Origin of the sequence: Bradyrhizobium sp., assembly GCF_022844465.1 — a bacterium.
Taxonomy (GTDB): Bacteria; Pseudomonadota; Alphaproteobacteria; order Rhizobiales; family Xanthobacteraceae; genus Bradyrhizobium.
The window spans coordinates 50,838-70,683 of record NZ_JALHLP010000010.1; the positions used below are offsets into that span (position 1 = coordinate 50,838).

19 protein-coding genes and 1 tRNA gene are annotated in these 19,846 nt (G+C 65.3%); 11 read left to right on the forward strand and 9 right to left on the reverse strand.

Going from position 1 to position 19,846, the window contains the following annotated elements; genetic code table 11:
- Positions 1 to 43: 43 nt before the first annotated feature.
- Complete coding sequence (locus Q0D31_RS16175) at positions 44 to 397, reverse strand: DUF6481 family protein (RefSeq protein ID WP_291853001.1); 354 nt, start codon at positions 395 to 397, stop codon at positions 44 to 46.
- A gap of 172 nt (positions 398 to 569) precedes the next feature.
- Entirely contained in the window at positions 570 to 794 is a 225-nt protein-coding gene (locus tag Q0D31_RS16180) for a hypothetical protein (RefSeq protein WP_291853004.1), read from the reverse strand.
- A gap of 239 nt (positions 795 to 1,033) precedes the next feature.
- On the opposite strand from Q0D31_RS16180, the gene Q0D31_RS16185 reads away from it, so the two are divergent.
- Both Q0D31_RS16185 and Q0D31_RS16190 read left to right on the forward strand, forming a co-directional pair.
- Positions 1,034 to 1,276 (forward strand): hypothetical protein, encoded by a 243-nt coding sequence (locus tag Q0D31_RS16185; protein WP_291853008.1) that lies wholly within the window; start codon positions 1,034 to 1,036, stop codon positions 1,274 to 1,276.
- Positions 1,277 to 1,319: 43 nt separating this feature from the next.
- Positions 1,320 to 1,616: a hypothetical protein gene (locus Q0D31_RS16190; protein ID WP_291853011.1), complete on the forward strand. Its 297-nt coding sequence runs from the start codon at positions 1,320 to 1,322 to the stop codon at positions 1,614 to 1,616.
- Between the two features lie 386 nt (positions 1,617 to 2,002).
- Here the strand turns inward: Q0D31_RS16190 and Q0D31_RS16195 are convergent, their stop codons facing one another.
- The 4 genes from Q0D31_RS16195 to Q0D31_RS16210 form a co-directional block, all read right to left on the reverse strand.
- Positions 2,003 to 2,419 carry a septal ring lytic transglycosylase RlpA family protein gene (locus Q0D31_RS16195; protein WP_291853014.1) on the reverse strand — a complete coding sequence of 139 codons (417 nt, stop codon included), beginning with the start codon at positions 2,417 to 2,419 and terminating at the stop codon, positions 2,003 to 2,005.
- Positions 2,420 to 2,585: 166 nt separating this feature from the next.
- Positions 2,586 to 3,182 carry a sigma-70 family RNA polymerase sigma factor gene (locus tag Q0D31_RS16200; RefSeq protein WP_291853017.1) on the reverse strand — a complete coding sequence of 199 codons (597 nt, stop codon included), beginning with the start codon at positions 3,180 to 3,182 and terminating at the stop codon, positions 2,586 to 2,588.
- 104 nt (positions 3,183 to 3,286) lie between these two features.
- Positions 3,287 to 3,934, reverse strand: a complete 648-nt coding sequence (locus tag Q0D31_RS16205; RefSeq protein ID WP_291853020.1) for a ChrR family anti-sigma-E factor — start codon at positions 3,932 to 3,934, stop codon at positions 3,287 to 3,289.
- Entirely contained in the window at positions 3,931 to 4,476 is a 546-nt protein-coding gene (locus Q0D31_RS16210) for a sigma-70 family RNA polymerase sigma factor (RefSeq protein ID WP_291853209.1), read from the reverse strand. Before Q0D31_RS16210 ends, Q0D31_RS16205 begins: the two co-directional genes overlap by 4 nt.
- Positions 4,477 to 4,808: 332 nt before the next feature.
- Here Q0D31_RS16210 and Q0D31_RS16215 point away from each other — a divergent pair, with 332 nt between their 5' ends.
- Positions 4,809 to 5,822 (forward strand): NAD(P)-dependent alcohol dehydrogenase, encoded by a 1,014-nt coding sequence (locus tag Q0D31_RS16215; RefSeq protein WP_291853023.1) that lies wholly within the window; start codon positions 4,809 to 4,811, stop codon positions 5,820 to 5,822.
- 285 nt (positions 5,823 to 6,107) lie between these two features.
- On the opposite strand, the gene Q0D31_RS16220 is transcribed toward Q0D31_RS16215, so the two are convergent.
- From Q0D31_RS16220 to Q0D31_RS16230, 3 genes are all read right to left on the reverse strand, one after another.
- Positions 6,108 to 6,365: a hypothetical protein gene (locus Q0D31_RS16220; RefSeq protein WP_291853026.1), complete on the reverse strand. Its 258-nt coding sequence runs from the start codon at positions 6,363 to 6,365 to the stop codon at positions 6,108 to 6,110.
- Positions 6,366 to 6,483: 118 nt separating this feature from the next.
- On the reverse strand, positions 6,484 to 6,744 hold the full coding sequence (locus Q0D31_RS16225; protein ID WP_291853029.1) for a DUF3551 domain-containing protein: 261 nt from the start codon (positions 6,742 to 6,744) through the stop codon (positions 6,484 to 6,486).
- A 70-nt stretch (positions 6,745 to 6,814) separates the two neighbouring features.
- A tRNA-Arg gene (locus Q0D31_RS16230) sits at positions 6,815 to 6,891 on the reverse strand.
- A 305-nt stretch (positions 6,892 to 7,196) separates the two neighbouring features.
- Between Q0D31_RS16230 and Q0D31_RS16235 the strand changes: the two genes are divergently transcribed.
- The 8 genes from Q0D31_RS16235 (at position 7,197) to Q0D31_RS16270 (ending at position 19,826) form a co-directional block, all read left to right on the forward strand.
- Entirely contained in the window at positions 7,197 to 12,407 is a 5,211-nt protein-coding gene (locus Q0D31_RS16235; protein ID WP_291853032.1) for an alpha-2-macroglobulin, read from the forward strand.
- Positions 12,404 to 14,641: a penicillin-binding protein 1C gene (pbpC, locus tag Q0D31_RS16240; RefSeq protein ID WP_291853035.1), complete on the forward strand. Its 2,238-nt coding sequence runs from the start codon at positions 12,404 to 12,406 to the stop codon at positions 14,639 to 14,641. The genes Q0D31_RS16235 and pbpC overlap by 4 nt, the downstream gene beginning before the upstream one ends.
- Positions 14,642 to 14,720: 79 nt before the next feature.
- A complete protein-coding gene (locus Q0D31_RS16245; protein ID WP_291853038.1) occupies positions 14,721 to 16,463 on the forward strand; it encodes a glycosyltransferase family 39 protein in 1,743 nt (580 codons plus the stop codon).
- A 1-nt stretch (position 16,464) separates the two neighbouring features.
- Positions 16,465 to 17,310, forward strand: coding sequence for a phosphatase PAP2 family protein (locus Q0D31_RS16250; RefSeq protein WP_291853041.1), 846 nt, complete (start codon positions 16,465 to 16,467; stop codon positions 17,308 to 17,310).
- A 70-nt stretch (positions 17,311 to 17,380) separates the two neighbouring features.
- Positions 17,381 to 18,124 carry a glycosyltransferase family 2 protein gene (locus Q0D31_RS16255; protein WP_291853044.1) on the forward strand — a complete coding sequence of 248 codons (744 nt, stop codon included), beginning with the start codon at positions 17,381 to 17,383 and terminating at the stop codon, positions 18,122 to 18,124.
- Positions 18,124 to 18,462 carry a lipid-A-disaccharide synthase N-terminal domain-containing protein gene (locus Q0D31_RS16260; protein WP_291853047.1) on the forward strand — a complete coding sequence of 113 codons (339 nt, stop codon included), beginning with the start codon at positions 18,124 to 18,126 and terminating at the stop codon, positions 18,460 to 18,462. The genes Q0D31_RS16255 and Q0D31_RS16260 overlap by 1 nt, the downstream gene beginning before the upstream one ends.
- A gap of 125 nt (positions 18,463 to 18,587) precedes the next feature.
- On the forward strand, positions 18,588 to 18,833 hold the full coding sequence (locus tag Q0D31_RS16265) for a PilZ domain-containing protein (RefSeq protein ID WP_291853050.1): 246 nt from the start codon (positions 18,588 to 18,590) through the stop codon (positions 18,831 to 18,833).
- A gap of 168 nt (positions 18,834 to 19,001) precedes the next feature.
- Complete coding sequence (locus Q0D31_RS16270) at positions 19,002 to 19,826, forward strand: tetratricopeptide repeat protein (RefSeq protein WP_291853053.1); 825 nt, start codon at positions 19,002 to 19,004, stop codon at positions 19,824 to 19,826.
- Positions 19,827 to 19,846 lie beyond the last annotated feature (20 nt).

Genomic DNA, 19,846 nt, shown 5'->3' on the forward strand with positions numbered 1-19,846 from the left:
GGGCCTGCATCCGTCGGACGCGGGATCGCGACGTCCGCCTTGGCTACTTCTTCTTGCCCTTGCCCTTGCGCGCGGCGTAGCGCGCATCGCGCTTGGCCTTCTGTTCGGCCTCCTGCTCGGCCAGGCGGGCGGCCTCTTCTTCCTTTTGGCGGGCAAGGAGCGCGGCGGCTTCAGCCGCGGCCACGGCGGCGCGCGCCTTTTGTTCGGCCTTGGCGGCTTCGCGGGCCTCCCTGGACTTGGCTCGCGCGACCGCCTGGGCTTCGCGCTCGGCCTGCCGGCGCTTCACCTCGGGATCGTCAGGTCCCGGCTGGGCGCGAAACTTGTTCAGGATGGTTTTCCGCGCCTCAAGCGCCGCCTTTTGGCGATCCGCGAAGCTGGGTTCCTTGAATCCGCTCATGAAGGAGGCCTTGTCGCTTTCGCGTTGGGGGTGGGCGGGCCGCGGCCCAGACTGGCGCCTTTGGTATGTCAAGCCGGGGCAAAATACCAGCGTCCAGACCGGCCGGATGCGCAGGTTGGCGGAGCGGCCAAGCGGCGTCTGGCGACCGCGATTGGGCGGTTTCCGCCCTTGGTCAGCTATCCCGGCCGAACGGACGCGGTGCCGGCTGCCCGAGCATTCCGGCGACAGCCGCGGCAACCATCGCCGCCCGACCGGACGCCCGCCAGGCCAGCAGCCGGTCGCGCGCCCTTTCCCGGATCATGAGATCGATCAGTTCGAGCCGCGTGGTTTCATCGACCGCTTCCGCCAGCAATTGCTTGTACCGGTCGTGATCATAGTCCGATTCCTGGCTGTCCATGGCCCCTCTTGCAATCCGCCAATTCTAGAATCAGCATTTTCTATCAATGACTTCGGGTAGGCAATGAAACTGCGAGAGTTATGCCCATGCCGCGTTCATCGCGTAATGGCGAGGCGCGGGAGACCTCGAACCGGCGCTGCTCCGCTTGCGACCAAAAAAGATGCCGATTGTGAACCTGCTCACACTGGAGAGGGCGAGGTGAACTTATGGTGCGGGCCATTCCAACTGGAGCGACCGCCATGCCTCACAATTGGTGGACCCGAAGAATCCTTGTTCTGGCCGCGACCGCGGCCTTGATCGCCGGCGCTACCGTCGCGGCCGGGCTTTCTCACCCCGAGCCAGCCGCAAGCGCGGCGCTGGGGCCTGACTGGCAGTGCAGCCGGCTGGCGTTGGTGTTCACGACCTGTAGCCGGGTAAAGAATACCGAGGCCGTGCCGGTTCGCATGGCCAAAATACCGGTGTGCCTGCGGCTGCGGACGTAATAGAATCCGACCGGAGCGGATCTGGCTGCGATTGGAGCTTCCCATGCAACAACTGTCTCGCCTCGTGATGGCCGCCTCGGCTGCGGCCTTCCTTTCCTTGCCGACATGCGCCGCACTCGCCCAGAGCGTTCCGAATGCCGGAGCGGCGACGGCGGCGTCGTCCACCGCAGCGCCGGAAGCGGCTGGCACGGAAAAGCCGGCGCCCAAGAAAAAGAAACCGACCAAGATGACGCGAAAGCAGGAGATCGATCAATCGATCGATCGTGGCACCGTGCCTGCGCGCTACCGCAGTTCGGTGCCGAAGGAGTATCACCAGTACATCCCGTTCGATAAGCGATAGCGCCAAGCGAGGCTTGTGGCCCCATTTGTTCCAGCAATCTCCGGAATACTGGGAGCGTTGTCGCGGCGGAGTGGTGGCGGGCGCTCGCTCCCGAACAGGTCTTCGCGCCTCGCGGCGGAAAAATCCGGTGATTCCATAAAAATCAACTCGGTCGAACGGTCTTTTAAAATCTCTTTAAGCTAAAAATGAGTTGCTATTCGGGCCGCACCGCCGCGCGGCCCGAATAGCCGGGCGCCGCCCCTTCACCTACCCCAGGGAGACGCGCGCTCGGCTATTTGTCGGCATTGTCGGCTATCCGCGCTCCGACGCAAGCACAGGAAGCGAGCCGGGCGGATGTTTCACGCCGCTGCGAGCCGTCTGCCAAGGCCGTTTGCGAAAGACCGGCGCTATTCATAGCCGGCGCGTCGCACGTTGACGCGGCAGAGCCCGTCGCAGCCGATCTCGCGCGCGGCGCCGAGCGAAAAATCGAGCACACGGCCGCGGGCATATGGGCCACGGTCCTGCACCGGACACCGGATCTTCTTGCCGTTTTCGAGATTGGTGACGACGAAGATGGTACCGAAAGCCTCGGTGCGGTGCGCGCAGGAAACTTCATGGGGCTTGAATCGCTTGCCGCGCGCGTCCAACGTGCCCTGCCAATAGACGGAGGCTTCCTGATTGTCCGCGGGAGGGCGGGCAATCCGTCCCATCCACTTCTCCTGAAAGGTGTCGGCGACCGCTGCCGATGATGTCAGCGTCAGCGCCAACGCGGCGAACTGGAATCTCGGGGCGATATGCGCTTCGCGACGGCGATTTACTGCCATGGCGTCAACATTCTGTTGCAAGACCACCTCGGTTCCTCCGAGGTTCCAGCAATCCTCCCTGCCGACTTTGGCGCCGGCGTGGCGGCGGATGGGCGGCAATGCGCCAAAACTGGTCGCTTATCCCGCAAGCTGGTCTGCGATATCCCGGCGTGAGCGGCTGCGCTAACTAGCCCACCACCGCCGCCTCGCGTTCGCCGAACGCGGCGCAATCCGCGCGCACCGTCTCCAGCGATCTGCGAAGCCAGGTCTTGATCGTGCCGACAGGTACCCCGAATCGTTCCGCCAGCGACTGCCGGCTTTCACCGTCGATATAGGCGAGCGACAGCAGTTGCTGGCGTTCGTCCGGAAGCTGGCGGAGCAGGGTCGCAGCGATCGGCCGGGCGCGGTCGTAGTCGAACGCATCCGCTGCATCCGGTGTCGGCTCCGCGACAAGGAGGGCGTGGTCGAGATCGGTGGTCGGCAGCGTCTTGAGGCGGGCGGCGTCGATGGCGGTGTTGCGGACGATGACGGACATCCAGCTGATTGGCGAGGAGCGCTCCGGATCGAAGTTCGGCGCGCTCCGCCAGATCTTCACATAGGCCTCCTGCAGGATGTCCTCCACTTCGGATCCGCGGGCGTACACGGCGCAGGCGGTCTTGCGCATCTTCCGGTAGGTGAGCGCGTAGAGTTCGGTGAACGCGGCGTCTTCGCCGGTGGCGGCGCGCGCGATCAGGGAGGAAAGATGATCCCTGGCTTCGGTATTTTTTGCGTGACCGAGTTTCATCTGATCCACCGGAGCTGCAGCCTTGTCTCCCTCGGGAAACGATCTGGCTTGGCCGTTGGATCACCTGGTCAGGGGTCGGCGTCCCGGCGGCGGTCCGGGAGAAATCAGAGACGTACGAACGGACTGATCAGGCGACCGAAGAAGCCGTTCATGCGCAGATCGCCCGTCATCGCCACCAGGCAAAGGCAGGGCTCGCCGGCTCCAACGATGGGTTGATGGTCCAGTTCGTCGTCGCCGAAATCAAAATCGCCAGGTCCGTACTGGCCGCCTTCATGGCTGAAGCTGCCGCGCAGCACGCATGTCAGTTCCGTTCCAGTATGGGTATGCTCCAGCATGCGCGTACCCGGCGCCGATTGAAGCAGGAACGCCCGAGATCGCGCCGTTCCCGGCAACTCGATCGGACGAAGGATGATGCCTGGCGCAATTCGCCGGCGTCGCCCGATCCGGTAGTGCCTGAGGAGTTCCGGCAGGTCATGGTCCTCGTCGGCGTCATCGGGGACGCGATTGGAAACCGTTGAGGGTTCTGCTCGATCGAGCTGCGCCATGACAGTTTCAAAGGCGCCGGCCTTCATCGGCACCGGAGTTGCGGCATCAATGGACGATCCGCCGACGGCCTCGATCGCATGCACGAAGCGCTGACAGGCCGGGCAACGCGCCACATGAACCGCGACGACAAGATGTTCGCCGGCGTCGAGCGATCCGGCTGCGAAGCCGGCCAGCAGTTCCAGAGGGGGGTGATGGGTCACGGTCATTTGATTTCGTCCAGCAGGGCTCTCAGGCGGTTCATCGCCAATCTGATCCTCGATTTCACGGTGCCTAGGGGTATTCCGAGCAGCTCCGCAATTTCGGAGTGTGGACGCTCCTCGATGAACGACAGCCGGATCGCCATCGTTTGCTCTTCGGACAGTCGGGACAGCGCGGCGGCAATGCGGTCGGCCTCGTCGCTGCGCACCAGCATGTGATCGATCGGTTCGGCCGGATCGACGAGATAATCCAGCTCCGCGCCATAATCGATAGAACCGGAGCGGGCTTTCCGCCTCACTGCGTCGATCCGCAGGTTGCGAGCGATGGTGAAAATCCAGGCCGATGCACCGGCGGTATCAGGATCAAACTGAGCGGCCTTCCGCCACACCGTCAGCAGGGTTTCCTGCGCGATTTCTTCCGCGTCGTCCTTGCCGGCGCCGGCCTTCAACATCATCCCCTTTACGCGCGGGGCAAAATGCTCAAACAGCCGTCCGAACGCCTCGCGGTCACCATGTGCTGCGACGCGTCCGATCAAATTCGCCCACTCCACCGCTATCCTGACCGTTACCTTGGGCCTTTCGTTACCGTATCTGCGCAATCGGAACGATCGGAAGCCCGCCATCGATGGACGCGATTTTGGCAGCATCCGGATCGCTTGGAAACCATGGGTCATTGCGCCGCTCAAGGATATTTCCCAATAAACGACAAGGTTTGGCGTTCGGATCACCTTTTTCATCTGTGGATCGGCCTTGCCCGAGGGCGCGGACGTGGTGGACCCAAATGTCCGGCGTGATCGAAGCCATTGCATTCATGGCGTCGGCAGGTGAAGCACGGAAGGCGCGATCCACCTGATCTGGGGACGCCGGAGCGAGGTAGTTGGCAATGAAGGTCTGGCAGGTCGCACGGGAGTGGTCGATCGATGGCATGGAACTGGTAGAGCGGCCGGAACCCGTACCGGGTCCGGGCCAGGTCGCGGTCCGGATCCGTGCTGCGTCATTGAACTACCGGGACCTCCTGACCGTGCTGGGAAAGGGAGGGGCCTACAAGCTGCCGCTCACGCCGTTTTCCGATGCGGCCGGAGAGGTCGTGGCGGTTGGCGCGAACGTCACCCGCGTCGCGGTTGGCGATCACGTCTGTCCCATGTTCTTTCAATCCTGGTTTGACGGCAAACCGTCCGCGGCCGGCCGGCGCCTCGCGCTGGGCGGCACGAGTCCTGGCGTACTGCAGGAGGTATTGGTCCTCGATGCGGAGGGCGTGAGCAGGGTTCCGCGCCACCTCACATCGCTGGAAGCCGCCACCTTGCCATGCGCCGCGCTCACTGCCTGGCGCGCGCTGTTCGTCGAAGCAAACCTGCGGCCCGGCGAGACCGTGCTGGTGCAGGGCACCGGCGGCGTGTCCATTTTTGCGCTGCAGTTCGCCAAGCTTGCGGGCGCGGCCGTCATCGTGACCTCGTCAAGCGACGAAAAACTCGAGCGGGCCAAGGCCCTCGGCGCCGATCATACGATCAACTATCGCGCCGTTCGCGAGTGGGGCAGGGCTGCAGCCGGCTGGGCGGGCGGAGGCGTCGATCACATCGTCGAGGTCGGCGGCAAGGACACATTCCCGCAATCGCTTGAAGCCGCGCGGGTGGGCGGCACCATCCTTGTCATCGGGGTGCTGTCCGGCTTTGCCCAGGAGATCGCCATCCCGACCCTGTTCGGAAAGAATCTGCACGTGATCGGCCTGTCGGTCGGAAGCCGGCGAATGTTCGAGGAAATGGCCGCGGCCATCGGGCGCAATGGCATGAAGCCTGTGATCGACCGGACCGTGGCGTTCGGTGCGGTACCCGAGGCGCTGCGGCTCATGCAGCAAGGCGGCCATTTCGGCAAGATCGCGATTCAATTTCCCGGCGCCTGAGCGGCGGGCAGCTATCAGGAACAGATCCAGATGATTGCCGCCGCAATTGGCAGGCCCATGCTGAACGCCCCCAGAATCGCCGACAAAAATTCGGAAACCACGCCAGCTTCGGGTCGTGCCCGCGGTAGCGACATGATGCGGCTCCTTGGATATCTGCGAGCCCTTGCGCCCGCCCCAGGATGATCTCTCAATGGCGTCTTCGGGCCCAAGGCCTGCGACCTGTCCCCCGTGCCGAGCATGCTGATGGAGCGTGGTTAACAATCAGTTAACGAAGCGTTCGCCGCTTCAGACTTCCCAATCCTGAAATCCGTATTCGCGATAGACGACGGCGCGATCGGCGTGCGGATTGAGCCGGCACTTTGCCTGCGCCAGATGCAGGTTGAGGGTTCCGGGCTGGCAGTTGGCGGCCAACAGCTTCTTGATCTCGTCCATCTGCTGGCGCGATTGCTGGGTCGGTTCAAGCTGCTCGAGCGCGACCAGCGCGGTCGCCAGCGCTTCGGTGACGACCCAATCGTCGTGGCCGGTGATTCCCTTCTTTGGCATGACGACCGCATCCTTCTTCAGGGCGACGGAAGCAAATTAACACGAGCAATTTAGGCCCGCATGCCAGTCGAGTCGATAATGACGTCGAAATTACGAACGCGGCCTTGGAGGGCGATCATCACTTGACCTGGCGCTGCCGCCGGTCCCGCCGCGGCTTGCCTCCGGTGTAGTACGGGTTGACGACGCACTGGGCGGCGCGGCCCGCCGCCGACATGTTGCACTGTGCCAGCGAGGTGTAGCCGCATTCGAAGTAATAGTCGTTCCAGCGCTGGTAGATCTGCAGGCAGACGGGATAGCGTGGATCATAGGTCTGCGCCTGCGCAGGCGGCGCGGTCAAAGTCGCTGCAATCGTCAAGAGCGCAAAGGCGGCGATGCGCATGAGAAATCTTTCTGGGAGTTTGTTGCCAGATCGGATGCAGGGAACATTTCGCAGCGGTCCCGAACGAAATTGGCGGTCCCAGCAGGATTCGAACCTGCAACCCACGGAGTAGAAATCCGTTACTCTATCCAGTTGAGCTATGGGACCGTCTTGGGCGGTGTCTGGCCCGGTAGCCAGCCTGGCCCTTTCTAGCACTGCCAATATGAAAAATCCGCTTTCCAGCCAAGCCGGTCGAACCGATTTCTGGGGGGCGGCGACTAAATCAGACGGCGGATCTCTACCCCGTTTCCGCCCCTGATACGGAACCAGCCGCTGCCGCGGGGGGATCGTTTGGACTGCCCGAGCCATGCGTGCGAACCTTTCGCAAGACCGATTCCACCGCCATCAGCCCGTCACCTTTTCACGCATTTTCCTGAGGTTGCGCGGATGATGTCCGCGACAAGGAGCCCATCATGATTGGTTTGGTTCGCGCCACAGTGATTTGCGCCACCCTGGCGCTCGGCCTGACGGCGACGCTGGCCGCGGATAAGGCCTTCAAGCGCGATGACCTCGCCGATTCCGCGTTGAAGCTGGAGGCCCAGATCAAGAGCGAAGCGGGGCCGGTCGCCAAATCCACCGCCACGCTGCGCAGCGACGCCGATGCCGCGTTCCGGCGGTCTGATTTTCGCACCGGCTTGCTGATTCTCGGGCAGATCGCGGCCAACGCGCCGGAGGACAGCGGCAACTGGCTGAAGCTTGCCAGGACCATCTTCCAGATCCGCGCCACCGGCTCCAGCGAACAGACTTTCCTGCTCGAGCGCGCTTCGACCGCGGCCTACATCGCCTATCAGCGCGCCGGCAACGCCAATGAAGAGGCGGATGCGCTGGCGGTGCTGGGCCGGGCGATGTCCGATCGCAAGCTGTGGCGGCCGGCGCTGGACGCGTTGCGGCTGTCGCTCGAGATGCGCGAAGTCGCCGAGGTTCGCGGCCAGTATGAGAAGATGCGCGACCAGCACGGCTTCCGGCTGCTGGACTATTCCGTGGATTCCGATGGCGCCACGCCGCGGGCCTGTTTCCAGTTCTCGGAGGACCTCGCCAAGCGGGTCGATTTCGCGCCCTACGTGGCGCAGGCCGGCACCGACAAGCCGGCGCTGACCGCCGAGGGCAAGCAGCTCTGCGTCGACGGGCTGAAGCATGGCGAGCGCTATAACATCAACCTGCGCGCCGGCCTGCCGTCCACGGTGAAGGAAAGCCTGCCCAAATCAGCTGAGTTCAACATCTACGTCCGCGACCGCAAGCCGTTCGTGCGCTTCACCGGGCGTGCCTATGTGCTGCCGCGCACCGGCCAGCGCGGCATTCCGCTGGTCTCCGTCAATACGCCGTCCGTGAACGTCAACGTGTTCCGGATCGGCGACCGCAACCTGATCAACACGGTGGTCGACAGTGACTTCCAGAAGACGCTGTCCGGCTACCAGCTCTCGGAGCTGGGCGACGCGCGCGGTGTCCAGGTCTGGTCCGGCGAACTCGCCACCGCCAGCACGCTGAACCAGGACGTCGTGACGGCGTTCCCGGTCGACCAGGCGCTCGGCGATCTGCAGCCGGGCGTCTATGTCATGACCGCCGCGGCCAAGGGCGCCGGCAGCGGCGACGAAGATGGTTCGCTGGCGACGCAATGGTTCATCGTCTCCGACATGGGGCTGACCGCGTTTTCCGGCAATGACGGCATTCATGTCTTCGTCAATTCGCTGGCCTCGACGGCGGCCGTCGCCAAGGCCGAGGTGCGGCTGGTTGCGCGCAACAATGAAATCCTGGCGACCCGCAAGACCGACGATACCGGCCACGTGCTGTTCGAGGCCGGGCTGGCGCGCGGCGAGGGCGGGCTGTCTCCAGCCTTGCTGACGGTCACGAGCGAGAAGGCCGACTATGCCTTCCTCAGCCTGAAGACCAACGCCTTCGACCTGACCGACCGTGGCGTGTCGGGGCGGGCGGTGCCGGCGGGCGCCGACGCCTTTGTCTATGCCGAGCGGGGCGTCTATCGCTCCAGCGAGACGGTCTACCTGACCGCGCTGCTGCGCGACGGGCAGGGCAACGCCATGGTCGGTGCGCCGCTGACGCTGGTGGTCGAGCGGCCGGACGGCGTCGAATTCCGCCGCGCCTTGCTGGCGGATCAGGGCGCGGGCGGCCGATCCATCGCGGTGGCGCTCAATTCGGCGGTGCCGACCGGCACCTGGCGGGTGCGGGTCTTCACCGATCCCAAGGGCTCTGCGGTCGGCGAGACCACCTTCATGGTCGAGGACTACATCCCCGAGCGGATCGAATTCGATCTCTCGACCAAGGAGCAGGTGATCAAGGCCGAGGCTCCGGTTGAACTCAAGGTCGCCGGCAGGTTCCTCTACGGCGCGCCGGCCTCCGGCCTGCAGCTTGAGGGAGAAATGCTGGTGGTGCCCGCAGCCTCGGGGGGGCCGGGCTATCCCGGCTATCAGTTCGGCGTGGCGGACGAGGAGAGCGCCAGCAACGAGCGGACCCCGATCGAGAACCTGCCGGAGGCCGACGCCAACGGGATCGCGACCTTCCCGGTGTCGCTCGCCAAGCCGCCTTCGTCGACCCGCCCGCAGGAAGCGCAGATCTTCATCCGGATGGTGGAAACCGGCGGCCGGGCGGTCGAGCGCAAGCTGGTGCTGCCGGTGGCGCCGCAAGCGGCCCTGATCGGGATCAAGCCGCTGTTCGGCGACAAGAGCGTCGCCGAGGGCGACAAGGCGGAGTTCGACGTGGTGTTCGTCGGGACCGACGGCAAGCAAGTGGCGCGAAACGGCCTGCGCTTCGAGCTGCTGAAGATGGAATCCCGCTACCAATGGTATCGCCAGAATTCGTCCTGGGAATATGAGCCGGTCAAGACGACCAAACGCGTGGCCGATGGCGAGCTGACGCTTGTTGCGGACAAACCGGCGCGAGTGTCGCTCGCGCCGCAGCCCGGCCGCTATCGCCTCGAGGTCAAATCGACCGAGGCGGACGGTCCGGTCACGTCGGTGCAGTTCGATGTCGGCTGGTACTCCGACGGCAGCGCCGATACGCCTGATCTGCTGGAGACCTCGATCGACAAACCGGAATACGCCTCCGGCGATACGATGGTGGTATCGGTCAACGCCCGCTCGGCCGGCAAGCTGACGGTCCACGTGCTTGGCGATCGCCTGCTGACGACGCAGACCGTCGATGTCAAGGAAGGCACCCAGCAGGTCAGGCTTGCCGTCGGCAGGGACTGGGGCACCGGCGCCTATGTGCTGGCGACGCTGCGCCGACCGCTCGACACCGCGGCGCTGCGGATGCCGGGGCGGGCGATCGGGCTGAAGTGGTTCGGTATCGACAAGAAGACGCGCACGCTCGCGGTCAACCTGTCGCCGCCGCCGCTGGTTCGGCCCGGCACCAACCTGAAGATTCCGGTCAAGCTTGGCGGTCTCAACGCCGGCGAAGACGCCAAGATCGTCATCGCCGCGGTCGACGTCGGCATTCTCAATCTGACCAATTACAAGCCGCCCGCGCCCGATGAGTACTACCTCGGCCAGCGCCGCCTCACCTCCGAGATCCGCGACCTCTATGGGCAATTGATCGACGGCATGCAGGGTACGCGCGGCCAGATCAGGACCGGCGGCGATTCCGCCGGCGCCGAGCTGCAGGGCTCGCCGCCCACTCAAAAGCCGCTGGCGCTCTATTCGGGGATCGTCACCGTCGGCGCCAACGGCACCGCCGAGATCAGCTTCGACATTCCGGAATTCGCAGGCACCGCGCGGGTGATGGCGATCGCGTGGACCTCGACCAAGCTCGGCCGGGCGACGATTGACGTGACGGTGCGCGATCCCGTGGTGCTGACAGCGACGCTACCGCGCTTCCTGCTCAGCGGCGACAGGGGCACCATGAGTTTCGATCTCGACAATGTCGAGGGCACGCCGGGCGACTACAGCGTCAGCGTCAAGACCTCGGGCCCGATCAAGGTGACAGGCAATCCCGCAACCACGCTGAAGCTCGCGGCCAGGCAGCGGACGTCGATGGCGCTGGCGATTGATGCCGCCGGCGCCGGCACTGCCAAGATCGACGTCGACATCAAGGGTCCCAACGGGCTGACGCTGGCGCGGCACTATGCGCTCGCGGTCAAGGCGCCGACCCAGATTCTGGCGCGGCGCTCGATCCGGACGCTCGCCAAGGGCGAGAGCCTGACGCTGACGTCGGACATGTTCACCGACCTCGTGCAGGGCACCGGCAGCGCGTCGCTGTCGGTCAGCCTTTCGACTGCGCTCGATGCGGCGACCATCCTCAAGGCGCTGGATCGCTATCCGCACGGCTGCTCCGAACAGATCGCCAGCCGGGCGATGCCGCTGCTCTATGTCAACGATCTCGCGGCCGGCGCGCATCTGGCGATGGATACCGCGGTCGACCAGCGCATCCGCGACGCCATCGAACGGCTGCTTGCAAGGCAAGGTTCGAACGGTTCGTTCGGCCTGTGGTCGGCCGGCGGCGAGGACGCCTGGCTGGACGCCTATGTGGTCGATTTCCTGACCCGTGCCCGCGAAAAGGGCTTTGCGGTGCCGGACGTGCTGTTCAAGAGCGCGCTCGACCGGATCAGGAATTCGGTGGTCAACGCCAACGAGCCGGAAAAGGACGGCGGTCGCGATCTCGCCTACGGCCTCTACGTTCTGGCCCGTAATGGCGCGGCCCCGATCGGCGACCTGCGCTATCTCGCCGACACCAAGCTCGGCAACCTCGCCACCCCGATCGCCAAATCGCAGCTCGCGGCGGCGTTGGCTCTGGTCGGCGATAAAGCGAGGGCGGAGCGGGTCTACGGCGCGGCGCTCGATGCGCTGTCGCCCAAGCCTGCGATCGAGTTCGGTCGCGTCGATTACGGTTCGGCGCTGCGCGATGCGGCGGCGCTGGTCTCGCTCGCCAGCGAAGGCAATGCGCCGCGGGCGACGCTGACGCAAGCGGTGCAGCGGGTCGAGGCCGCGCGCGGCCTTTCACCCTACACCTCGACGCAGGAGAATGCGTGGCTGGTGCTGGCCGCACGGGCGCTGGCGAAGGAAACGCTGGCGCTCGATATCGACGGATCGCCGGTCAAGGCGGCGGTGTACCGGAGCTATGCGGCGGATGCGCTGACCGGCAAGCCGATCAAGATCACCAATACCGGCGATGCGCCGGTGCAGGCGGTGGTCTCGGTTTCGGGTTCGCCGATCACGCCGGAGCCCGCGGCCTCCAACGGCTTCAAGATCGAGCGCAATTACTTCACGCTCGACGGCAAGCCCGCCGACGTCAGCAAGGCCAGGCAGAACGATCGTTTCGCGGTGGTGTTGAAGATCACCGAGGCCAAGCCGGAATATGGGCACATCATGGTCGCCGATTATCTCCCGGCGGGGTTCGAGATCGACAATCCGAACCTGGTGTCGTCGGGTGACTCCGGCACGCTGGACTGGATCGAGGACGGCGAGGAGCCCGAGCATACCGAGTTCCGCGACGACCGCTTCACGGCGGCGATCGATCGCGCCGCCGACGACAAGTCGGTATTCACGGTGGCCTATGTCGTGCGCGCGGTCTCGCCCGGCAAATACGTGCTGCCGCAGGCCTATGTCGAGGACATGTACAACCCCTCGCGCTACGGCCGCACCAGCACGGGTTCGGTCGAGGTGCGTCCGGCGAAATGAGCGAGCACGGGTCCCATACTTCATCGTCATGGCCGGGCTTGTCACGGCCCTCCACGTCTCCTCCGTTCGCAGCAAAGGGCGTGGATGCCCGGGCCTTCGCCTCGCCGAAGGGGCTTCGGCCCCGCAGGCGGGACAAGCCCGGGCATGACGGTACGGGTGGGCGCAGGTGGCGTTTCAAGCGTGTGGCGGCATCCGTGGTTGTCGCATTGCTGGCGGCCGCCGCTTTCGTCGCCTGGGTCGTCTCGCTCGGACCGTTGCCGCTCGAACAGGCACGAAACGTCTCGGCGACGGTCGTCGACCGCAACGGCAAGCTGCTGCGCGCCTATGCGATGGCCGACGGCCGCTGGCGGCTGCCGGTCGATGCGAAGACGGCCGTCGATCCCGGCTACATCAAGCTGCTGCTCGCCTATGAAGATCGCCGATTCCGCAGCCATGTCGGCGTCGACCCCCTGGCGTTGGGGCGAGCGGCGCTGCAACTCGTCACGCGCGGGCATATCGTCTCCGGCGGCTCGACCATCACCATGCAGCTGGCGCGGCTGATCGAACCGCGCCGCGAGCGCTCGGTCTACGCCAAGCTGCGCCAGATCGTGCGCGCGGTGCAGATCGAGCGGCAGTTCGGCAAGGACGAGATTCTCGACCTCTATCTGACGCTGGCGCCGTTCGGCGGCAATCTCGAGGGCGTCCGCGCCGCTTCCATCGCCTATTTCGGCAAGGAGCCGAGAAGGCTTTCGCTCGGCGAATCCGCGCTGCTGGTCGCGCTGCCGCAGTCGCCGGAGCGCCGGCGGCTCGATCGTCACCCGCAGGCCGCCCAAGCCGCACGCGACCGGGTGCTCGGCCGGATGGTCGAGGACGGGGTTGTATCGCCGGAGGACGCGATTCAGGCGAGGGCGGTCGCCGTGCCGCGGCTGCGCAAGCCGATGCCGATTCTCGCGCCACATTCCTCGGACGCTGCGATGGCGACGATGAAGGATGTGCGGGTTGTCAGGCTGACGCTGGAGTCGAGCCTGCAAAAGACCCTGGAGACGCTGGCGCGCGATCGCGCGATGGCGCAGGGGCCGAACCTCTCGGTCGCCATCATGGCGGTCGACAATGAAAGCGGCGACGTGCTGGCCCGCGTCGGCTCATCGGACTATTTCGACGAGCGCTGCGCCGGGCAGGTCGACATGACCCGCGCGGTGCGCTCGCCCGGATCGACGCTGAAGCCATTCATCTACGGGCTCGCGTTCGAGGACGGTTTTGTCCATCCCGAGAGCCTGATAGACGACCGGCCGATCCGCTTCGGCTCGTATGCGCCGGAAAATTTCGACATGACGTTTCAGGGCACGGTGCCGGTGCGCAAGGCGCTGCAACTCTCCCTGAACGTGCCGGCGATTGCGCTGCTGGATCGCGTCGGCTCCAGCCGGCTGTCGTCGCGCTTGAGGCAGGCCGGCGGCCATCTGGTGTTGCCGAAGGATGAGGCGCCGGGGCTGGCGATGGGGCTGGGCGGCGTTGGCGTTACCTTGCAGGACCTGACGCAGCTCTATAGCGGACTGGCGCGGCTTGGCACCGCAAAGCCGCTGCGCGAGATCGTGCTGGCCAGCGACGACCGCGAGCCGTTGCGCCTGATGGATCAGGCGGCCGCCTGGCAGGTCGGCAATTTGCTGCTCGGGACGCCGCCGCCGGAAAACGGCGTGCATAACAAAATCGCCTTCAAGACCGGCACCAGCTACGGCTATCGCGACGCCTGGTCGATCGGCTTCGATGGCCGCATCACCATCGGCGTGTGGGTCGGGCGTCCCGACGGCGCGCCGGTGCCGGGACTGGTTGGCCGAACCGCCGCGGCCCCGATCCTGTTCGACGCCTTCGCCCGCACCGGCAAGGTCCCGGCGGCGCTGCCGAAGCCGCCGAAGGGAACGCTGCTTGCCAGCAACGCCAAGCTGCCGTTGCCGCTGCGTCGGTTCCGTCCCATCGGCGAACTGCTCAGGGTCGGCAACGATCAGTCGCCGCGCATCCAGTTTCCGCTGAACGGTGCGCGAATCGACGTCGATCGTTCGGGCGACAGAAAGGCCGCACTGATGCCGGTCAAGGTGGCCGGCGGCGTGCTGCCGCTGACCATGCTGGTCAACGGTGTTTCAGTCGGCGAGATCGACAGCCGGCGCCAGCGGCTGGTCGATCCGCCGGGGCCGGGTTTTGCCCGGTTGACGGTGATCGATGCGACCGGCGCGGCCGACACCGTCGTGATCCGGGTGCAGTGACAAAAAAGGACCGGGGGACAGCCGGATAGGCGGAATTTGTGGTGTTGTTTGCAGTGCGGTTTCATCGTATGCGAACAAGATGGTTGAAACCGTCCAACCCCCGCGCTTTGGAGCAGGCCAACAGTCTGTGAAGCCTGCGAATTCGAGCCGCAGGCTGGTCGCCGCGTTCGACCTTGCGACAGCGAACCATCTGCGCGCCATCCTGTTCCTGACGTTGTGCGCGCTGGTGCTTTTCCTGCCCGGCTTCTTCAACATCCCGGCCATCGACCGCGACGAGGCGCGGTTCGCGCAGGCGACCAAGCAGATGGTCGAAAGCGACGATTTCGTCGACATCCGCTTTCAGGACGACGTCCGCTACAAGAAGCCGGTCGGCATCTATTGGATGCAGGCCGCCGTGGTCGAGGGCGCGTCCGCGCTCGGCCTGCCGCGCGCCCAGCTTCGGATCTGGCTCTACCGCATACCCTCCCTGGTCGGCGCCATCGGCGCGGTGCTGCTGACCTATTGGGCCGCGCTCGCCTTCGTGACGCGTCGCGGGGCGGCGCTGGCCGCGCTGATGATGGCCAGTTCCGTGCTGCTCGGCGCCGAAGCGCGGCTGGCCAAGACCGACGCGATGCTGCTGTTGACCGTGGTCGCGGCAATGGGCGCGATGGCCCGGGTCTATCTGTCGTGGCAGCGCGGCGAGGATCCGGCGCGGCCACCCTGGGGTGCGCCGGCGGTGTTCTGGACGGCGCTGGCCGGCGGTATCCTGCTCAAGGGGCCGCTGATCCTGCTGTTCGTCGGATTGACCATTCTGGCGCTCGCGATCCTCGACCGTTCGGTGGCGTGGCTTTCGCGGATGCGCCCGGTCTGGGGACTGATGTGGACGCTGGTGCTGGTGCTGCCGTGGTTCGTCGCGATCTTCTGGCGCGCCGGCGATACGTTCTTTTCCAACTCGCTCGGCGGCGACATGTTGAGCAAGCTCGGCGCGCAGGAATCCCATGGCGCGCCGCCCGGCCTCTATCTGCTGCTTTTCTGGGTGACGTTCTGGCCGGGGGCGGCGCTGGCGGGAATGGCGGCGCCGGCGGTGTGGCGCGCGCGGCGGGAGCCCGGCGCGCAGTATCTGCTGGCGTGGCTGGCCCCGTCTTGGATCGTGTTCGAACTCGTCCTGACCAAGCTTCCGCACTATGTGTTGCCGCTCTATCCGGCGATTGCAATCCTCACTGCCGGGGCGCTGGAACGCCGGGTCCTGTCGCGATCATGGTTGCGGCGCGGCGCGGCTTGGTGGTTCGCCATTCCGGTGCTGGCGTCGGTAATCGCCGTGGTTGGGGCGATCAAGCTGACCCATCAGCCGGCGTTTCCGGCCTGGCCGTTTCTGGCGGGTGCGATGGTCTTCGGCCTGATCGCCTGGTGGATGTTCGAGGACAGCCGCGCCGAGCGTTCGCTCTTGAACGCCGTGGTCGCCGCGATGTTCCTGTCGGTCGGGATCTACGGCGTGGTCATGCCGTCACTGAAGACGCTGTTCCCGAGCGCCGAGGTCGCGCGCGCGCTTCGCAACGTCGTCTGCGTCGGGCCCAAGGCCGCCGCCGCGGGCTTTCACGAGCCGAGCCTGGTTTTCATGGTCGGGACCGGCACCTTGCTGACGGACGGATCGGGCGCCGCCGATTTCCTTGGGCAGGGCAGTTGCCGTTTCGCGCTGGTGGAATCGCGCTCGGAGCGCGTCTTCGTCCAGCGCGCGGAGGCCATCGGGCTGCGCTACAACGCGGCGAAGCGCATCGAAGGTTACAATATCTCGCAGGGCAGGGCGATCTCGATCGCCATTTTCCGCTCGGAAGGCACGGAGTAAGATGTCCGCGAACTCCGCCGGCGGCGAAGCCGGGAATTATGCTTCGCGGTTCGTGAAGCTGGCGTGGTTGTCGCTGGCTCAGCTGGTGCGCCGGCCGTCGCATTCGCGGCGGGCGGAGGCCGCGCGCCGCGCGGCGCGACATGTCTTGTGGCTGGCGGCCGGTCTTGGCGTCGCGATCATCGTGCTGATGTTCATGCTCGATGCGTGGGGAATCGGCCTGATGCCGACACGAGGCTCTCCTTCGCTGTGGTGGGTCCGGATTCTCACCGATCTCGCCAAGGAGAAGTACGTGCTGTGGACGCTGGCCGGATTGCTGCTCGCAATCGCCTTCGTCGCACCGGCCTTGCGAGGATCGTCGCGATCGCTGCTGCTCGGTCTGGGGACGCGGCTGCAGTTCCTCTTTCTCGCGGTAGGGATTTCCAATCTCGTGACCGACGTTCTGAAATGGGGCGTCGGTCGCGGCCGGCCGTTTGTCGGCGGTGAGGCCAACGCCTTCAACTTCTCTCACTTTGCCTGGGATAGGGCCTATTACAGTTTCCCTTCCGGGCACGCCACGACCGCCTTTGCGCTTGCTTTCGCCGTGTCCGCCCTGTGGCCGAAGGCGCGCATGGTCATGGCCGTTTATGCCTTGATCATTGCCGCGACCCGCCTGGTGCTGCTTTCCCATCATCCGAGCGACGTCGTGGCCGGCGCGCTGGTCGGGATCATCTGCGCGATGTTCGTGCGATACTGGTTTGCGGCCCGTCGCCTCGGATTTGCGATCCAGCGCGACGGCAGCATTGTGTCGCTTGCAGGGCCTTCCGCGGCGCGCTTCAAAAGGGTTGCCCGCGGCGCTTCAGCCCCATAAAAGCGGACGCCGCCAGGCGGCCGGATGCCCCGGCGCCAGGCCCGTCCAAACCAGCCAGACGAGTTCCGATTTGACTACTGCCGACAATGATGCGGTCGCCGTTTCCATCGTTGTGCCGGTGCGCAACGAAGCGGACAATGTTGCGCCGCTGATCGCGGAAATCGTCCGCGCGCTCGAGGGCCGATGGGTCTACGAGATCATCTTTGTCGATGACGGCTCAACCGATGCGACCTGCGAGCGGCTGATGGCGCTGATGAAGCAGCATCGCCAGCTTCGGCAACTGAAACACGCCAGATCCTCCGGGCAGTCGGCGGCGGTACGCAGCGGCGTGCGCGCCGCGCGTGGCGCCATTGTGGCTACGCTCGACGGCGATGGGCAGAACGATCCGGCGTTCCTGCCGGACCTGATCTCGGCGGTTGAGGGTGGAAACGGCCGGGTGGGTCTTGCGGCGGGCCAGCGGGTCAGACGCCAGGACACCGGCTTCAAGAAGTTGCAGTCGAAGATCGCCAACGGCGTGCGCAAGGCGATCTTGAGCGACGGTACCCGGGACACCGGCTGCGGACTGAAAGCGTTCCGACGCGAGGTGTTCCTCTCGATGCCTTACTTCGACGGGCTGCATCGCTTTCTGCCGGCGCTGGTGCGGCGGGAAGGCTTCGATATTGCCTATGTCGACGTGATCGACCGTCCTCGCCATTCCGGCGCCTCGAATTATGGCTTCTTCGACCGGCTCTGGATCGGCATCCTGGATCTCGCCGGCGTGTGGTGGCTGATCCGTCGCAAGAAGCCCACCCCCGCCGTCACCGAGGTTTGCTGATGTTCATCCAGTTCGGGCAGGCGTTCGGCGATTATCTCTACGACGTCTTCGTGGCCAAGTTCGATTTCTGGCTGGCGTTCGGGCTGGTCGCGCAACTGCTGTTCACGGCGCGCTTCCTGGTGCAATGGATATCGAGCGAACGCGCCGGACGCAGCGTGGTGCCGATGGCGTTCTGGTTCTTCTCGATGGCGGGCGGGGTGATGACGCTGGTCTACGGCATCGCCAAGCGCGAACCCGTGATCATCATCGGCCAGTCGCTGGCCACGATCATCTACATCAGAAACATCATGCTGATCGTCAAGAACCGCGGCACCGCCTCGAAAACGCTGGACCGCTGATTGGTAAACGGAGCTTAACCAAAGTCGTTACATTGCGAGGTGTTGCGATAGGCCAATTCCAACAATTCTTCGCTAAAGCTGATGCACCATCGGGTGAATCATATCGACCAGGGCCAGGGATCAACATGTTAGCGAATCGCCGCAGAAGCGAACGTCGTATGTGCAGCAACTTTGCCAAGATACAATTCGGCACCGGCGGCTTGCCGCGCGATTGCATGATCTCGGACATGTCGGATGGCGGGGTCAAGATCATCGCTGAGTATCCGGAGATCCCGACGGAATTTACGGTGATTTTCTCTGAAGGTCGGCCCCGGCAGTGCAAGCTGGCCTGGCGAATCGGTTGCGAACTGGGCGCGCAGTTCGTCGACTAGGCGGATCCGGCGAACGCGGTTTCGCCGGGATCGGCGCCAAATCGCGGGCTATGTGCCCACAAAGCCCGCTGATGCGGTCGCTGACCGCCGTCAAGGTCCGACGGCTTAACCTGAATTTAGGGTTAATCTGTGAGGGTCGCGGACAGTTGCCTCTGCGAGTACCCGCCGATGTTTCCCAAGCCGCCTCCGCCGTTCCGTCGCGCGCGACTTCTGGCGTGCACCGCTACCCTAATCGCAGCCTTCGGGCTCGGCGGCTGCCAGACTGCGGGGCTGGACATCACGGGCTCGCTCGGCGAGAGCGCCGAACCGGGGCGCGCCGCCGATCCGCGGCGTGAGGTCGAACTCTATCAGGAGCGCTACCGCGCCAACCCAAAGGACGCCGAGGCAGCGCTGAAATACGGTAAGGCTCTTCGCGTGGCGGGACAACGGGCGCAGGCGGTCGCGGTGCTCGAGCAGGCCACCATCGCCCATCCCAGCAACAAGGCGCTGCTCGCCGGCTATGGCCGGGCCCTGGCGGATGCAGGCAATTTCCAGCAGGCCTTCGACGTGCTTGGACGCGCCCACAGCCCCGACGATCCTGACTGGCGGTTGCTCTCGGCCCAGGGTGCGACGCTGGATCAGCTCGGACGATATGAGGAGGCGCGGCAGTACTATACGAGCGCCCTGAAGATCGCGCCGGAGGAGCCGTCGGTGCTGTCCAATCTCGGGCTCTCCTATGTGCTCTCCAAGGAACTGCCCCGTGCGGAGGAGACGCTGCGCCGCGCCCATGATCGGGCGGGGACGGATCCGCGGGTGAGAGCCAACCTGGCGCTGGCCGTCGGCCTGCAGGGGCGTTTCGCCGAAGCCGAAAAAATCGTGAGGGCAGACCTGCCGGCCGAGGAAGCCGCCGTGAAGGTCACGCAGTTGAAACGCATGCTGTCGCGCAAGGAAAATGAGAACGCGCGCGCCGAGGTCCAGAAGATGCCCATTGCGCCTACGGGTCGCGCCAACTGACGTCCGCCGACGCTTCGTGC

Bases quoted from the DNA above. Each gene is read 5' to 3' on its own strand.
- Q0D31_RS16205 (WP_291853020.1), bottom strand. From the start codon at position 3,934: ATGACCGTGACCCATCACCCCCCTCTGGAACTGCTGGCCGGCTTCGCA.
- Q0D31_RS16245 (WP_291853038.1), top strand. From the start codon at position 14,721: ATGGTTGAAACCGTCCAACCCCCGCGCTTTGGAGCAGGCCAACAGTCT.
- Q0D31_RS16180 (WP_291853004.1), bottom strand. From the start codon at position 794: ATGGACAGCCAGGAATCGGACTATGATCACGACCGGTACAAGCAATTG.
- Q0D31_RS16270 (WP_291853053.1), top strand. From the start codon at position 19,002: ATGTTTCCCAAGCCGCCTCCGCCGTTCCGTCGCGCGCGACTTCTGGCG.
- Q0D31_RS16265 (WP_291853050.1), top strand. From the start codon at position 18,588: ATGTTAGCGAATCGCCGCAGAAGCGAACGTCGTATGTGCAGCAACTTT.
- Q0D31_RS16185 (WP_291853008.1), top strand. From the start codon at position 1,034: ATGCCTCACAATTGGTGGACCCGAAGAATCCTTGTTCTGGCCGCGACC.
- Q0D31_RS16215 (WP_291853023.1), top strand. From the start codon at position 4,809: ATGAAGGTCTGGCAGGTCGCACGGGAGTGGTCGATCGATGGCATGGAA.
- Q0D31_RS16250 (WP_291853041.1), top strand. From the start codon at position 16,465: ATGTCCGCGAACTCCGCCGGCGGCGAAGCCGGGAATTATGCTTCGCGG.
- Q0D31_RS16175 (WP_291853001.1), bottom strand. From the start codon at position 397: ATGAGCGGATTCAAGGAACCCAGCTTCGCGGATCGCCAAAAGGCGGCG.
- Q0D31_RS16235 (WP_291853032.1), top strand. From the start codon at position 7,197: ATGATTGGTTTGGTTCGCGCCACAGTGATTTGCGCCACCCTGGCGCTC.
- Q0D31_RS16190 (WP_291853011.1), top strand. From the start codon at position 1,320: ATGCAACAACTGTCTCGCCTCGTGATGGCCGCCTCGGCTGCGGCCTTC.
- Q0D31_RS16200 (WP_291853017.1), bottom strand. From the start codon at position 3,182: ATGAAACTCGGTCACGCAAAAAATACCGAAGCCAGGGATCATCTTTCC.
- Q0D31_RS16225 (WP_291853029.1), bottom strand. From the start codon at position 6,744: ATGCGCATCGCCGCCTTTGCGCTCTTGACGATTGCAGCGACTTTGACC.
- Q0D31_RS16260 (WP_291853047.1), top strand. From the start codon at position 18,124: ATGTTCATCCAGTTCGGGCAGGCGTTCGGCGATTATCTCTACGACGTC.
- Q0D31_RS16195 (WP_291853014.1), bottom strand. From the start codon at position 2,419: ATGGCAGTAAATCGCCGTCGCGAAGCGCATATCGCCCCGAGATTCCAG.
- Q0D31_RS16220 (WP_291853026.1), bottom strand. From the start codon at position 6,365: ATGCCAAAGAAGGGAATCACCGGCCACGACGATTGGGTCGTCACCGAA.
- pbpC (WP_291853035.1), top strand. From the start codon at position 12,404: ATGAGCGAGCACGGGTCCCATACTTCATCGTCATGGCCGGGCTTGTCA.